The organism is Amycolatopsis albidoflavus (genome assembly GCF_039525725.1).
Classification (GTDB): Bacteria; Actinomycetota; Actinomycetes; order Mycobacteriales; family Pseudonocardiaceae; genus Amycolatopsis; species Amycolatopsis albidoflava.
On the sequence record NZ_BAAAHV010000031.1, the window covers coordinates 223,793 to 237,637 of the forward strand.

General features: G+C 68.9%; 15 protein-coding genes. 9 read left to right on the top strand and 6 right to left on the bottom strand.

What is annotated here, in order from left to right; genetic code table 11:
* Positions 1–396: 396 nt before the first annotated feature.
* Both ABD156_RS45555 and ABD156_RS45560 read right to left on the bottom strand, forming a co-directional pair.
* Complete coding sequence (locus ABD156_RS45555) at positions 397–2,037, bottom strand: hypothetical protein (protein ID WP_377928331.1); 1,641 nt, start codon at positions 2,035–2,037, stop codon at positions 397–399.
* Positions 2,038–2,393: 356 nt separating this feature from the next.
* On the bottom strand, positions 2,394–3,560 hold the full coding sequence (locus tag ABD156_RS45560; RefSeq protein WP_344288081.1) for a pyridoxal phosphate-dependent aminotransferase: 1,167 nt from the start codon (positions 3,558–3,560) through the stop codon (positions 2,394–2,396).
* Positions 3,561–3,589: 29 nt separating this feature from the next.
* Here ABD156_RS45560 and ABD156_RS45565 point away from each other — a divergent pair, with 29 nt between their 5' ends.
* Positions 3,590–4,888, top strand: coding sequence for a DUF445 domain-containing protein (locus tag ABD156_RS45565; protein WP_344288084.1), 1,299 nt, complete (start codon positions 3,590–3,592; stop codon positions 4,886–4,888).
* A 722-nt stretch (positions 4,889–5,610) separates the two neighbouring features.
* On the opposite strand, the gene ABD156_RS45570 is transcribed toward ABD156_RS45565, so the two are convergent.
* Positions 5,611–6,078, bottom strand: coding sequence for a CGNR zinc finger domain-containing protein (locus ABD156_RS45570; RefSeq protein WP_344288086.1), 468 nt, complete (start codon positions 6,076–6,078; stop codon positions 5,611–5,613).
* A 94-nt stretch (positions 6,079–6,172) separates the two neighbouring features.
* On the opposite strand from ABD156_RS45570, the gene ABD156_RS45575 reads away from it, so the two are divergent.
* The 3 genes from ABD156_RS45575 to ABD156_RS45585 are packed head-to-tail and all read left to right on the top strand — an operon-like array spanning position 6,173 to position 7,583.
* Entirely contained in the window at positions 6,173–6,541 is a 369-nt protein-coding gene (locus ABD156_RS45575) for a VOC family protein (RefSeq protein ID WP_344288088.1), read from the top strand.
* A 33-nt stretch (positions 6,542–6,574) separates the two neighbouring features.
* Positions 6,575–6,940 (top strand): TFIIB-type zinc ribbon-containing protein, encoded by a 366-nt coding sequence (locus ABD156_RS45580; protein ID WP_344288090.1) that lies wholly within the window; start codon positions 6,575–6,577, stop codon positions 6,938–6,940.
* Position 6,941: 1 nt separating this feature from the next.
* Complete coding sequence (locus tag ABD156_RS45585) at positions 6,942–7,583, top strand: AAA family ATPase (protein WP_344288092.1); 642 nt, start codon at positions 6,942–6,944, stop codon at positions 7,581–7,583.
* 33 nt (positions 7,584–7,616) lie between these two features.
* On the opposite strand, the gene ABD156_RS45590 is transcribed toward ABD156_RS45585, so the two are convergent.
* On the bottom strand, positions 7,617–7,997 hold the full coding sequence (locus tag ABD156_RS45590) for a winged helix-turn-helix transcriptional regulator (protein WP_344288094.1): 381 nt from the start codon (positions 7,995–7,997) through the stop codon (positions 7,617–7,619).
* Positions 7,998–8,119: 122 nt separating this feature from the next.
* Here ABD156_RS45590 and ABD156_RS45595 point away from each other — a divergent pair, with 122 nt between their 5' ends.
* Entirely contained in the window at positions 8,120–8,953 is an 834-nt protein-coding gene (locus ABD156_RS45595) for an enoyl-CoA hydratase/isomerase family protein (protein WP_344288096.1), read from the top strand.
* 177 nt (positions 8,954–9,130) lie between these two features.
* On the opposite strand, the gene ABD156_RS45600 is transcribed toward ABD156_RS45595, so the two are convergent.
* Positions 9,131–9,712 (bottom strand): hypothetical protein, encoded by a 582-nt coding sequence (locus ABD156_RS45600; RefSeq protein WP_344288098.1) that lies wholly within the window; start codon positions 9,710–9,712, stop codon positions 9,131–9,133.
* A gap of 181 nt (positions 9,713–9,893) precedes the next feature.
* The gene (locus tag ABD156_RS45605) at positions 9,894–11,063 is read right to left on the bottom strand and encodes a methyltransferase domain-containing protein (protein ID WP_344288100.1); all 1,170 of its coding nucleotides are present in this window, start codon (positions 11,061–11,063) and stop codon (positions 9,894–9,896) included.
* Positions 11,064–11,203: 140 nt separating this feature from the next.
* On the opposite strand from ABD156_RS45605, the gene ABD156_RS45610 reads away from it, so the two are divergent.
* The 4 genes from ABD156_RS45610 to ABD156_RS45625 all read left to right on the top strand — a co-directional run bounded on the left by ABD156_RS45610 (position 11,204) and on the right by ABD156_RS45625 (position 13,840).
* Entirely contained in the window at positions 11,204–11,617 is a 414-nt protein-coding gene (locus ABD156_RS45610; RefSeq protein ID WP_344288306.1) for a helix-turn-helix domain-containing protein, read from the top strand.
* Positions 11,614–12,297: a hypothetical protein gene (locus tag ABD156_RS45615; protein ID WP_344288102.1), complete on the top strand. Its 684-nt coding sequence runs from the start codon at positions 11,614–11,616 to the stop codon at positions 12,295–12,297. Before ABD156_RS45610 ends, ABD156_RS45615 begins: the two co-directional genes overlap by 4 nt.
* Positions 12,298–12,969: 672 nt before the next feature.
* A complete protein-coding gene (locus ABD156_RS45620) occupies positions 12,970–13,263 on the top strand; it encodes a DUF2516 family protein (protein ID WP_344288105.1) in 294 nt (97 codons plus the stop codon).
* 31 nt (positions 13,264–13,294) lie between these two features.
* Entirely contained in the window at positions 13,295–13,840 is a 546-nt protein-coding gene (locus ABD156_RS45625; RefSeq protein ID WP_344288107.1) for a YbaK/EbsC family protein, read from the top strand.
* Positions 13,841–13,845 lie beyond the last annotated feature (5 nt).

The following is a 13,845-nucleotide window of genomic DNA, read 5'->3' on the forward strand; positions in this document are numbered from 1 at the left end:
ATGGGATCCAGCCACTCCAGGGAGGGTGGCGGTCTCCTGTCCGGCGCACCGGCCGATCGTCCGAGGCGCTTCCCGGCACAGCCCCTCGAAGTGCCGGGAAGCGCCCTCGGTTCAGGCGAGCTTCGGTTGGCGCAGGCTTTCGCTCGGCGCGGTGAGCGAAAACCTCCGGAGCACGCCCGTGGTGGGTCCCGGCGCCGCGGGGGCAGCGCGGCGCCGGGACCGGGACCCGATCCGGCCGGGCGCGGTCGGCCGGTCGGGAAGTACGGTCATGGTTCAGCCCCTGGTTCGAAGTGACGGTGGTGCGAAGGGGTGAGCCCGGCGCAGCGAACGGGCGCGCGCGATCAAGAAGTTGATCTTGACGTGGACGTAGCTCTCCCCGGATAACCGGTCGAGCGGTCAGTCCGGGGAGGTGGTCGGCAGGGCGGCGTCCCTGCCGGCGCCGTCGACCTCGTGGTCGCGGCTGACGCCGATGAGCTTGAGCTGAGTGACGGTGTCGCCGTCGCCGGCGAGCGCGAACAGCTGGCGCAGGCCGCCGGAACCGTCGTGTCCCGGCGAGGCAGTCGACGCGGGTGCGGCGGGCGCGGCCGGAGCCGAGGGGAGTCCTTCGCCGCCACCGCTGCTGCCGCCGCCGGCCCGGCTGCGCTCCTTGACCGGAGGCGCGGGCTGGGTCTCCTGCTTGGCGGCAGGCGGTGCGGCGACGGCGCGGGCGGGCGCGGGGTGCGCGACGGCGACGGGCTGCTTGCTGGCCTTCACGACGACCGGCGCTTCGGGTTCTTTCGCCAGCTTCGTCACGGGGACGGAGGCGGTGACCGAGCCGCTGGCCGACGGCGCGGGTTCGACGGGGCGGACCGGCTGTTCGACGACCCGGATCGGCGCGGTGTCGATCACCGTGTCGACCGAGGTGACTGTGGTGTGCAGGGTCGTGTCGACGGTGTCGTCGACGGTTCCGAGGATGCCGTCGAGGAGCCCTGGCTGGCCGTGTTCGGGGCTGCCGAGGAGGCCGCTCAGCAGGCCTGGGCCGGACTCGCGGTCGGAGCCGCCGAGAAGGCCGCCGAGGAGTCCTTGCTGAGGTTCGTGGCCGGCGGTGCCGCCAGGCTGGGACTGGAGTGCGCTGGTGATGCTGCTGAGGAGGCCGGGCCGGGATGCGGTGCTGGTGCTGGTGCTGGTGAGGATGCTGGGCTGGGGCGCGTTGCCGGTGCTGCTGAGGATGCCGGGCTGGGGCGCATTGCTGGCACCGCTGACGGTGCTGGGCTGGGAGGCGTTGCTGGCGCCGCTGACGGTGCTGGGCTGGGAGGCGTTGCTGGTGCCGCTGAGGGTGCCTTGCTCAGGTTCGCCGCTGGTGCCGCTGAGGGTGCCTTGCTCAGGTTCGCCGCTGGTGCTGGGCTGCGGCTCGCTGCTGGCACCGCTGAGAAGGCCGGGCCGGGTGGCGGCTTCGGGCGCGGGGTTGCTCGCCGGCGCGTGGTGCTTTGGCTTGACCTGGCTCTTCGGCTTGGCGAGCTTGGCTGGCTTGGTCACCTTGGCCGCCGGCTCAGGCCGGGACACGTGGCGGCCCGAGTTCTGCGGGTCGCTTCCGACCGAAGTGACCGGCCGGAAGCTCACGTCCGGCCGGTAGTCGTCGGCGGAGACCTGGAACCGGTGCAGGCTGGCGCGCTTGGCACCGGTCGCCGCGCCGGGCATGGCCCAGGTGAGCGTGCCGGACGTGGCCGTTCCGGCGTAGCGGTGCTCCGGGTCGGTGTCGTGCGTCGACGCGATCGGACGGTCGGCGTAGTCGGAGTGGTCGGTGCTCGCCGCGTTCGCCTGCGACAACGCCGCGCCGAGCAGCCATCCGGCCAGGGTGAGTCCGCCGGCGACGGCGATTCGTGCGGCAGGCCGGGCGATCGGCGCCGCCCAGGCGCGTGGCCGCCGGCCCGCGCCCGCGCGCGCGAAAGAGGCACTCCGCTCAGCGCGGTCGACCATTCCCAGCAGCGCGGAACCCGTTGCGCTCGCGCCGGACGGCACGGGCTGGGCGAGGCCGCGCGGGGTCGCCATGCCGGTCACGCCACCACCACCGTCCGCGCCTGAGGCTCGTGCGGCCCACCGCACGAGACTGATCTTGCTGGGGCTCTCTTCCGGCCAGGTCGCAGGTCCCCCGGGGCTGCCCTCTTTCTAGCACCGGACGCGAGTGTTTCATCTCTCCCGCGCTCGATCCACCCCGTAAGGCGGAACGTCCGCACCGGCTCTGGTGTCCGATCCGCCCTAGTCGATCACCCTGCGTCGCCTCAACCGGGGCGGATGCGGCCATCCGGGCGGCCCTCCGGAGACGCGAATTCGGGTGTTGACCCGATGTTTCGGCCACCGCGACACTCTCGGTATCGCCGTTCCCGCAGGGACAAACCGCGGCCGGACCGCAGTCGTCAGACGAGTTTCCGCAGGCGTTCGACGGCTTCGTCGATCACCTCGTTGCGCTTGCAGAACGCGAACCTCAACAAGTGTTTCCACTCGTCCGGGTGATCCGTGAACACCTTGACGGGTACCGCGGCGACTCCGGCGCGTTCTGGCAGCGTCCAAGCGAGTTCGGCGGCGTCGTCGAAACCGAGCGGTCGCACGTCAGCCGTCACGAAGTACGTCCCCGCGCTCGGCCGTACCGCGAATCCCGCATCAGCGAGGCCAACTGACAGCCGATCGCGTTTCTCTTGCAGGCTCACACGCAGGTTTTCGACCCACTCAAGCTCGTTGTCGAGCGCGTACGCGACGGCTGGCTGCAGTGGTCCGCCGGAGACGAAGGTGATGAACTGCTTCGCCGCCTTCACCGCGGCGACCAGCTCTGGCGTCGAGCAGATCCAGCCGATCTTCCAGCCGGTGCAGTTGAACGTCTTTCCCGCGCTCGAGATCGCGACGGTCCGCTCGCGCATCCCGGGGAACGACGCGAGCGGAAGGTGCTCGGCACCGTCGAAGACGAGGTGCTCGTAGACCTCGTCGGTGACCGCGATGAGATCGTGCTCGACGCACAGCCGCGCGACTTCCTCCAGCTGCGCGCGCGAAAACACCGTGCCGGTGGGGTTGTGCGGCGAATTCAGCAGCACCGCGCGAGTGTTCGGCGTGATCGCGTCGCGGAGGGCGTCGAGGTCGAGTTCGAGCTGTCCGCCCTCGGTTTCGACGAGCCCGATCACGCGCCGCTGCGCGCCGGCCATCGCGACCGCGGCGGCGTACGAGTCGTAGTACGGCTCGACCACGATCACCTCGTCGCCGGACTCGGTCAGCGCGATCAGCGTCGCCGCGATGGCCTCGGTCGCACCCGCGGTGACCAGGATCTCGGTGTCCGGGTCGTAGCTGGCGCCGTAGCGCTGGCGGTGCCTGCTGATCGCGGCGCGCAGCTCCGGACGGCCCGGCCCGGGCGGGTACTGGTTGTCGCCGCCGAACAGCGAGTTCTTCGCCGTTTCGAGCATGCCGGCGGGCCCGTCGGTGTCCGGAAACCCCTGGCCGAGGTTGACCGCGTCGTGCCGGACGGCGAGCGCGGTCATCTCCGCGAAGACCGTCGAGGTGAACGGGCGAAGGCGGGGGACGAGAGCTGGTTCACGCACGAGAACGCATCCTCACGGACAATGGCGGTGTGGAGCAACTCACCCCTGCCAAGGTCACGCCCGCGGATCCGCCCGGCGGCGCCGCCGGCGAAGAGGCGAAACGGCGCGGCCTGCGCAAGATGAAGCTGGTCGCGCTGTCCTTCCTGCTCGGCGCGACGATCGTGTTCCTGCTGACCAGCTGGGCGGAGTCGGCGGGCTGGGGAGGCTGGGTCGGCTACGTGCGCGCCGCGGCCGAGGCGGGCATGGTCGGCGCGCTCGCGGACTGGTTCGCGGTGACCGCGCTGTTCCGGCATCCGCTCGGGCTGCGGATCCCGCACACCGCGATCATCCCGAACAAGAAGGACGCGCTCGGCAACAGCCTCGGCGAGTTCGTCGGTTCGAACTTCCTGTCCCCGGATGTCATCCGCGACAAGCTCCGTCGCGTGGAGGTCGCCAGCAGGCTCGGCGGCTGGCTCTCGCAACGCGACAACGCGGAACGCGTGACGTCGGAACTGGCGACAGTCGTGCGCGGCGCGGTGACCGTGCTCCGCGACGAAGACGTGCAGGCGATCATGGAGCAGGCCGTGGTCAAACGCGTGATCGACAAACCGTGGGGCCCGCCGCTCGGCAAGATCCTGGCGGGCGTCTTCGAGGACGGCGCGCACCACAAGCTCGTGGACCTGATGTGCGACCGGGCCTATGAGTGGGTCCGGGACAACCACCAGACGATGCTGCGGGTGGTCTCGGACCGCGCGCCGAGCTGGTCGCCGAAGTTCGTGGACGAAATGCTGGCGGACAAGGTGTACGGCGAGGTCCTGACGTTCGCCTGGGCGGTGAAAACGGATGTCAACCACCCGATGCGCTTGGCGCTGGACAAGTTCCTCGGCGAGTTCGCGCAGGACCTGCAGACCGACCCGAAGACGATGGAGCGGGCCGAGCAGGTCAAGGGCCAGATCGTGAGCCACGGCGAAGTGCAGAAACTGATCGGCAACGCGTGGGCGACGGCCAAGGAAATGCTGCTGAACGCCGCGGAGGACCCGTCGAGCGAACTGCGCCAGCGGGTCCGGGGCGGTTTGGAATCGCTGGGCAAACGCCTGGTGGACGACCCGTCGATGACCTCGAAGGTGAACGGCTGGGTCGAGAGCGCGGCGGTTTACCTGGTGACCCACTATTCGCGAGAGATCACGACGATCATCACGGACACGGTGGAGCGGTGGGATGCCGAGGAGACTTCGCGGAAGATCGAACTGCAGGTCGGGAGGGATCTGCAGTTCATCCGGATCAACGGGACCGTGGTGGGGGCGCTGGCCGGGCTGGTGATTTACGCGGTCGCGCAGTTGTTGTTCTGAGGGTGGGGGTTTGCGGTGTGGGGTGTCGCTGCGGGGTCGGAATTGGGGCTGGTTCGGCGGCAGTGTGGTGAGGGCTGGGCGGTTGCCGGTGGGGGCCGTGGCGCGTGGCTGGGGCGGCGGCCGTTCTGATGGCTGCGTGGTGGGCTGTCTGACGCGGGTTGGCGGTAGTGCGGTGGGGGTTGGGCGGTTGCGGCGTGAGTCGTGGCGCGCGTGGCTGGCCGACGGCTGGGCAGCGGCCGTGGTGAAGGCTGTGCGGTGGGCGAGCTGAGGGCTAGCTGGCGGTTCCGGTGATTGCCCCGCGTGGGGCGGGCTGCTGGTTGCGGCGGGGCCGTGGCTGCCGGTTGTGGCGCGGGCGGCGCGGCGGGGTCTGGCTGCTGGTTGAGGTGGATTTCGTTGTGGTTGAGCGGAATTCGTCGGCGGAGAAGCTCCCGGTGCGATCGCTCGCGACCTCAGCGGATCTCGGTTCGAGCGCGCGTACCTCGGGAGTGAGCGGAGACTGTTCCGGAGCCTCGGCCGGGTGCGGCGGGTGGCCGATCGTATGCGCGGCGTCCTATACCACAGCCGCGAGGCGCTCAAACCAGTTGTCCACAGGAAGCTGAGTTATCCCCGGGGTTATCCACAGGAATTCACGGTGATGGCCTAATCGCTGTCCACAACTTGTGGGGATCCGGGGCATCTGCACGTGCATATGTGGTGTGTGTGGACAAGTTGTCCACAGGGGCTCAGTTGTGCACAGATGCCGTGCGGGCGCGCCACGAGCGGGCTTTTTCGCGGTTTCCGCAGACTCGCATCGAGCACCAGGTGCGGGAGCGGTTGCGGGATTCGTCGAAGAAGGCCCACAGGCAGTCGTCGGCGGGGCAGATCTTCAGGCGGACCCAGTCGCCGCGGATGGCCATTCGGGTGGCGGCGGCGAGGGTCGCGGTGACGGCGTCGGGGGCGAGCAGCGTCGGGCCGGTGTCGGTGAGGGTGAAGCGGAGCGGGACGTCGAGCGTGGTCGCGGGCAGCCGCGGATCGCCGACTGCGGCGCGCAGGCTGTCTCGCACCGCGCGGACTTCGGCGGGATCGTTCGGTGTCACGTCGTGGTCCGCGGCCCACTGCCGCCAGAGTCCCGGATCGTCCAGCAGGTCGTCGCCCCGTTCGATGTCGACGGTGTTGAGAAAGGCGACCACCAGGGAAGCGTCGGTGTGCACCTGCCCAGTGTACGGGCGATATCGGTTGCGACCTGGTGACCTAACCGACATACTCGCTTTACTGGTTACGAACCGAGGAGAGGGTGGACGAACCATGGGTGCGATTCCGACGTTCGGCGGCGTTGCGTTCGACTGTCCGGACCCGGCGGCGCTCGCCGACTTCTATCGCTCCGTCCTTGAGTGGGCCGAACCGGAGATCGCCGAGGACAACCACTGGGCCACGCTCGTCGACCCGCGCGGCGGCGTCCGGCTGGAGTTTCAGCGGGTGGCCGGTTACCGCGCCCCCGAATGGCCGTCGCAGGACACGCCGCAGCAGGCGCATCTCGACCTGGACGTCCCCGATCTCGAGGCCGCTCACCAGCGCATTCTCGGGTTGGGCGCGAAGCTGCTCGACGATTCTCCGAAGACTTTCCGCGTGTACGCCGATCCGGTCGGTCACCCGTTCTGCCTCTGCGCCTGCTGACGCAGTGCCGCGAATCCGCGTAGGGTCGGATGCGTGATTTGTCCGAAGTGTCAGAACATGATGCGCACGGTCGACAAGAACGGCGTCCACATCGAGCAGTGCGACGGCTGCCGCGGGATCTTTCTCGACCGCGGCGAGCTGGAGCAGATCGCCGGTGCGGAAAGCGCGTTCTACCGGCAGCAGCCGCCGCAGTACGCCCGTGCCGACTCGCCCCGTCCTTACCAGGGCGGGTACTCGGATTCGCCCCGTCCGTACCGGGGCGGGCATTCGGATTCGCCGCGCCCGTATCGGGCCGGGCACGCGGACTCGCCACGGCCGTACCGCGGCGGCTACGGGGATTCGCCGCGGCCGTACGACCGGCGCCGCAAGCGCAGTTTCCTCGAGAACCTCTTCGACTGAGTTGTCCACCGATCCGGTAGCGCTTGACCTGCGGATCTGTCCGGCCTGCGGCGATCGCGCGAGTTGTCCACAGGCTGACGGGGATCTCTTGCGGTGCGCGGAGTGCGGGCAGCGGTGGCCGTTTCGGCGGCTGCCGTTGTTCGCGTTGACCGGTCCGAGCGCGGGCGGCAAATCGACAGTCGGGCCGAAGCTGGCGCAGCGGTTGGCGGGCGAGGCTGTCGTCCTGGAGCAGGACGTGCTGTGGACTGGCGCGTTGCGCGACGACGAACCGGGGAATCCGGCATTTCGCGGGGCCTGGTTGCGGATGGCGGCGATGCTGCACCAGAACGGACGGCCGGTCGTGCTGTGCGGGACGGTCGCGCCGCAGGAGTTGGAACCGTTGCCAGAGCGCGTTTTCTTCTCGGACGTGCACTATCTGGCGCTGGTCGCGGACAACGAGACCCTCCGGCGACGGCTGCGCGCCCGGCCGGCGTGGCGGGAGTGGGACGAGCCGCGCATCGAGGAGATGCTCGAGTTCAACCTGTGGATACGCGGGCAGGTCGAGTCCATCGACACGACGGACGCCCGGCTCGACGACGTCGTGACCGAGGTGGAGAAGTGGGTTCGGGCCAGAATTGGGTCGGACCTAGGAATTGGTGCGTGAGCGGGATTTGGCTGGGTCGGACCTAGCGGCCCTTCACGATTCTTCCGCGCGGAGCCGTTTGTCGTACCGCTGCTGGGATTCGTGGATCTCCCCGGTGTGCGCGACGGTCCAGTCGTACAGCCTGCCGAATGGCTCGCGGAGGGATTCGCCAAGCGGGGTAAGGGAATACTCGACTCCGACCGGGGACGTCGGCAGTACGCGCCGGACGATCATGCCGTTGCGCTCCAGGCGGCGCAGGGTCTGGGTCAGCACCCGCTGCGTCACGCCTTCCAGGCGGCGTTTGATGTCGTTGAACCGGCGCGGCTCCGCCAGCACGGCCATCGCCATCATCGACCATTTGTCCGCGATCTGGTCGAGGATCGGGCGGCTGGGGCAGTCGGCCCGGTAGACGGTTCCGGTGTCAGGGGCGGCCATCTCGGTATCCTCCATGATCCTTGCGATGCCCAAAGTGCGTTATTGACGCTGGTCGGTCCGGGTCCGAGTCTAGGTATGCATCAGGAACCTAGCTGCCTGCCGGATACGTATCGGAGACCCGCATGCCCCACGACGCCTACGCGACCCTGCGAGTGAGCCGCGAGGCCGGCCTCGTCCGCGTCACGATCGACAACCCGCCCGTCAACGTCCTCGACGTCGCTCTCATGGCGGACCTCCGGCGCCTCCTGACGACGCTGCGGGACGACGCATCGGCGCGGGTGGTCGTTTTCGACAGCGCCGACCCGGACTTCTTCATCGCCCACGTCGACATGTCGCTGGTCGACGCGCCGGACGCGTTCGATCAGTTCGCCCCCGACGTGCCGTCAGGGCTCAACGTTTTCCAGGCACTGGGCGAGTTGCTACGGCATCAGCCGCAGGTGACGATCGTCAAACTGGCCGGTCTGGCACGCGGTGGTGGGGCGGAGTTCGTCGCCGCCGCGGACATGGTCTTCGCGGCGATCGGCGCTGCGGGCATCGGCCAGATCGAAGCGCTGATGGGGATTGTGCCGGGCGGCGGAGGGACGCAGTACCTGGCGAACCGGATCGGTCGCAATCGTGCGTTGGAAGCGGTGCTTGGCGCCGAGTTGTACGACGCGCGGACGGCTGAACGCTACGGCTGGGTCAATCGGGCGGTGCCGGACGGCGAATTGGACGAATTTGTCGATCAGTTGGCGCGCAACATCGCCGCATTGCCGGAAGGCGTGATCGCCGCGGCGAAACAGGCTATGACACCGGATGATCTGTCCAACGGATTTCAGCGGGAACACGATGCTTGGGCAGGGCAATTCACTCGCCCCGCGGCGGAAGCGTTGATTCGCGGAGGACTGGCGCGCGGCGCGCAAACGCGGGTCGGCGAGCGCGATCTGGAAGGGCTGCTGCGCGGGCTGGCGGGCTGATCAGAGGCATATCAGCCGCACGGCTGGAGGGTTCACCAGTGCGGCAGGTCGCTCTTGAGTGAGATGGGGCTTCGCACGGCAGCGCCACTCAAAGTCGGCCTCAGTTCGATGGCATTTCTTCCAACCACTACTCGCCTTTGCCTGGCCGTCCTCGGTGAGCGCGTGTTCGGCTGGCCGCTACCGGTTGGTGGTCCGTCTGCGCTCGCGTTTGCCCATTGGGCGGCGAACAGGGCCGAAGGCGCTCTTCGACGTCAGCGACGCGCGACCCTGGGGGCGCCGGGGCTCAGCCGCCGGCCGCCCAGCCGGTATCCGCTTGGCGGGTGGGAGCCGCCGCACCTGGATCCCCCAGAACAGCAATACGGCGCCCATGACGGCTACTCCCGCCGCGACCGGCACCGTGAGTTCGCGGGCGGCGACAGGCTCCACGCTCGAGGGGTCGTCGGGCAGGTAGACGACCGCGAGGCGGCCGCCGGGATAGACGGTGCGGTCCACGTCGACGGATTGCTGGGGGAGGCGGTGACCTCTGGAGTCATCGAAGGTGATCGAGGCGATACTCTGCTTTCCGCGGTGATCAACGCGATCCACGGTCGCCAAAGTGGTCACGCCGCTCCAGCTCATGTGCATCTCGCTGCTTGCGAAGTACACCCCTATCGCGAGCAGCATCGCGCCCGGCAGGACGTAGCTGGTGAAGATCCCGGTGCGGGCCCTGGCCTTGGACAGGGAGTCGTCGACGGAGAACAATCTGGGCGCTCCGGTCATGGCGGCCGCCTCTCGTCCGTTGTCCGACAGCGTTGCTGATGCGGGCGGCCGCGACCATCGCTGATCGGGGCTGGGATTAGTCTTCTCTCTTTCAAGGGATGTCGTCCAGCCCGATACCGGTGGTACTGCGGACGATGCAGTGCGCACAGCCAAACGGCCCAAGGCCCGGCGGCTGTCTCGATTACCGGGAAGATCCGCCGTCAGATTTGAGTTCCTGCAACGGCCAGCGGTTGTCCGACTGTGGATCGTCCAGCCAGAAGGTTTGTTCGTCGCTGTTCACCGTGAGCCCGAAGCGGGATCGGCTGGGGCGGCCCAGTGATTCCCAGCGGCGGTGCGCGTCCTCGGCGAGATCCCACAGCGAGCGCGGACCTCCTTGTGCTACCTCGAAACCGGAGTCGGTGCGGCGGGTGCGGGCCCAAGAACCGTCCGGATGGGACAGTGCGAAGGCTCCATTCGGATCGACGTGCACCGGGCGTACGTCAAGGAGTTCAAGCGAGGCGAAGAATTCGAAATGCCGTTGTGGTTTAAGGACATCTGACATCGACAGCTCCGTAGCGCGCCATTGTGTGTCCTCTGCGGGAGGCAATTCCGCGAGTGGTGGCAGGCGATGCGCGCGCAGGGGCATGAATCGGCCGTCGCGGGCCAGGACTTGGCCTTCGGCGGTCGTGCCTTCGCCTGCGGTGAGGCGGACGAGGCCGCCGCCGAGCGGGCGGTTGAGCGTGGTGACGACGTGCCCGCCGGGGAGTGTTTGGGCAAGCCAGGCAAGGGGAATCCGCGATACCGACGCAGTGCACAGGACCCGGTCGAAGAGAACTCCGGCCGGGAAGCCGAGCGCGCCGTCGCCGGTGGCGCACGCGGGTGCGTAGCCGCAGGAAGCGAGGCGTTCCTGCGCGGCGGCCGCGATGACCGGGTCGATGTCTACTGTGGACACTTGGCCGGAACCGCAGCGGTGGCACAGCAAACCCGCGTTGTAGCCCGTTCCGGTGCCGATCTCCAGCACGCGATCGCCGTCGCGGACCAGGAGTTCTTCCAGCATGATCGCCATGATCGCGGGCATGCTGGAGGAACTGGTCGGCACGCCGGGGACCGGACCGCGGGCACGGGCGCGATCCCAGAGCGCCGGGTCGTCGTCGAGCTGGGTGACCAGGACGTCGCGCGAATAGACGCGGTCCAGCCAGTCCGGGTCGGCGCGGTCGATCGCCGCCCAGCCGTCGCCGGCGGGCACGAAAAAGCGCGGCAGGAACGCGTGCCGCGGGACGGTGGCGAAGGCCTCGGCCCAGGCTTCGTCGTGCAGCACGTCCTCTTCGACGAGCTGCCGGACCAGGCGTCGACGCAACCGTTGTGCCCGCATAAGCCCAGGGTAACGGGGTGAGCGGAACCACACCCGATGGTTGCAAGCAGGGTGCTTGCAATAGCTAGCACGCGAGCGTACTGTCGAGTAGGTCGCGAGGAGGTGACCGGATGACAGAACCCGGCGGAGCACAGCGCCCCATGGACAAGGTCGCGGACATCGCCTCCGACATCGGCGAGTACATCCGCCAGCAGCGCAGTTCCGCGAAGATTTCGCTGCGCCAGCTGTCGAAACTTGCCGGAGTGTCCAATCCGTACCTGAGCCAGATCGAGCGCGGGGTCCGCAAACCCAGCGCGGAGATCCTCCAGCAGATCGCCAAAGGGCTGCGGATCTCGGCCGAAGCGTTGTACGTGCAGGCCGGGATTCTCGACCTGCCGACCGGCGGCCCGGTCGGCGACGCGATCCGCGCCGACGCCGAGTTGACCGAACGGCAGAAGCAGGTCCTGCTCGACGTCTACGAGTCCTTCCGGCGCGAAAACGCCGCCGCGAGCACCACCGCACCGAGCACCACCGCACCGAAGACCACCCAAGAGACCACTGAGGAGTCGGCATGACCACGCCCAAGACCGAGGACGTCCGCAAGGCCGTCAACACCGCGCTCGACCAGGTCCGCACCCCGCTGCTCGCCGCGCTCGGCGCAGGCAACCTGGCCAGCCAGGCCGTGACCGACGCGGTTTCCAAGGCCCGCGCCAACGTCACCAAGAACACCGAGGCCGCGCGCAAGGGCTTCGAGGAGCTGCCGACCGACGTCGAGAGCCTCCGCGAGAAGCTCGACCCGGCCGAACTGCGCAAGGCCATCGACGAGTACACCGAGGCCGCGCTGAAGCTGTACAACAAGCTGGCCGAGTCGGGCGAGCAGGCCTGGGACAAGATCGCCGCGCAGCCGCAGGTCAAGAAGGCCCTCGAGCAGCTGGACGACGCGCTGACCGCCGCGCAGGAGCGCGTCGACGGCCTGACCGAGGAGACCCGCGAGCGCGTCGACGGCGTGCTGTCGAAGGTCACCAAGCGCACCCGTTCCGCTGGTGAGAAGGCCGCCCGCAAGGTGACCGAGGTGGCCGGCGAGACCGCGGACGCGGTTGAGGAGATCGGCGAGAACGTCGCGCACGAGACCCGGTCGGTGGCCCGCAAGGCCGCGAACCGCACCGCGCCGAAGACTGCCGCGCCTGCCCGTCGCACCACCACCAGCACCACGGCGAACGCCAAGAAGCCGGCCGCGCCGAAGACGGAGAAGTGACGGTCGCACCTGCGCCGCACCCGCACTGACGGCGGTTCGGGCGCTTCGGCGCCGGAATCGTTGGGGTGACTCGGTTTGCGCCGGGGTCGCCGAGGGCGAGAATTGAAGATCGAGGGGTCGCACGGCGGCCGGGCCGAGGTGTGGTCCGGTCGCCGTGTGCTGTGCTGGGGGAGTTTTCGGCGGCGTCGGTGTGTCGGGGGCATGGGGCGGTGACCGGTTTTGGGGCGGGCCTGACTTGGGGAGATTCGTTGGGTGCGGCCTGGCTGGTGGGGTGTGGCTGGGTTCGGCCTAGGTTTCCCCGAGTCTCGTTGGGTCGGGCCTAGTTTGGGACAGCTTCGTTGGGTCGGACCTAGCTTGGGCGAGCGTGATTAGGTCCGGCCTAGGTTGGCGCGAGTCTCGTTGGGTCGGGCCTAGCTAGGAAGACCGTCGTTGGGTCCGGCCTAAGCTCGCCGCGAAGCGGGTAGGTCCGACCTAACCCGAGCAAAGAGCCGCGTTCGAGCAGGGACTCAGTTGGGGCGAGGCGGCCGTCGGAAGTGACCGTTGTCACCTCGAGCCTCGCCGCGGCGGTCGACCATGGCTAACCCGCTCGACCCGACCCTGACCAGCAGTCACCCGGCGGCATCGGGGTTTGGGGGAGCGGGCGGCGTGGGCGGTTTGCCGTAAGCTGGCGTCGTGCTGGTTGCCGAATGGATCCTCTGGGTCATCCACTGGGGCAGCGCCTTGGTCGGGCTCTTCGCCTTCGTTCACGCGCTGCTCCAACGAGCTGACGCGTACTCGGCGGCCGATCGCAAGACCAAGCCGATCTGGATGTTGATCACCGGCGGGGCCACGCTCGCGCTCGTGTTGTTCCAGATCCAGGGGCCCGGGTTCATCTTCTGGGTGCCCGCGATGGCGGCGGCGCTCGTCTACATCGTCGACGTGCGGCCGAAGCTCATCGAGGTCCAGCGGGGCCACCGCAACTGGTGACCGGAGCGCCGAGCCGATTACATTCGGGTCGGTGACCACCTGGACTATCGCCGGAAGCCTCACCGTCGTTCCCGCGCCGACCCGTACTGACCTGCTTGCCGAGCCTGTCGCCAAGGCGCTGGCCGCGATGCCCGCGCCGGACGCGCTCGGCGTCACCGAGATCGATCCGGAACTTGCCGATACCGCCGCGTTTTGCGAGGCCTACGGGTCGCCGTTGACCGCGTCCGCGAACTGTGTTGTCGTCGCCGGCAAGCGCGCCGGCGAGGTTCGCTTCGCGGCGGCGCTCGTGCTCGCGACTACCCGCGCCGACGTCAACGGGGTCATCAAACGCCGGCTCGACGTGCGCAAGGCGTCGTTCGCGCCGATGGACGAGGCCGTTTCCCTCACCGGCATGGAGTACGGCGGCATCACGCCGGTCGGCCTGCCCGCGGCCTGGCCGATCCTCATCGACCAGGCCGTCGCGGACGCGCCGGAGCTGGTGATCGGCAGCGGAATCCGCGGCAGCAAGCTCCTGATCTCCGGTTCGGCCCTCGCGGGGCTGCCGAACGCCGAGGTCATCGACGGGCTCGCGCGCTGAACTGT

What these genes read in the sequence shown, in the direction of transcription:
- ABD156_RS45610 (WP_344288306.1), top strand. Translation starts at nt 11,204, where the DNA reads ATGGACAAGGTCGCGGACATCGCCTCCGACATCGGCGAGTACATCCGC.
- ABD156_RS45590 (WP_344288094.1), bottom strand. Translation starts at nt 7,997, where the DNA reads ATGGCCGCCCCTGACACCGGAACCGTCTACCGGGCCGACTGCCCCAGC.
- ABD156_RS45615 (WP_344288102.1), top strand. Translation starts at nt 11,614, where the DNA reads ATGACCACGCCCAAGACCGAGGACGTCCGCAAGGCCGTCAACACCGCG.
- ABD156_RS45595 (WP_344288096.1), top strand. Translation starts at nt 8,120, where the DNA reads ATGCCCCACGACGCCTACGCGACCCTGCGAGTGAGCCGCGAGGCCGGC.
- ABD156_RS45605 (WP_344288100.1), bottom strand. Translation starts at nt 11,063, where the DNA reads ATGCGGGCACAACGGTTGCGTCGACGCCTGGTCCGGCAGCTCGTCGAA.
- ABD156_RS45600 (WP_344288098.1), bottom strand. Translation starts at nt 9,712, where the DNA reads ATGACCGGAGCGCCCAGATTGTTCTCCGTCGACGACTCCCTGTCCAAG.
- ABD156_RS45575 (WP_344288088.1), top strand. Translation starts at nt 6,173, where the DNA reads ATGGGTGCGATTCCGACGTTCGGCGGCGTTGCGTTCGACTGTCCGGAC.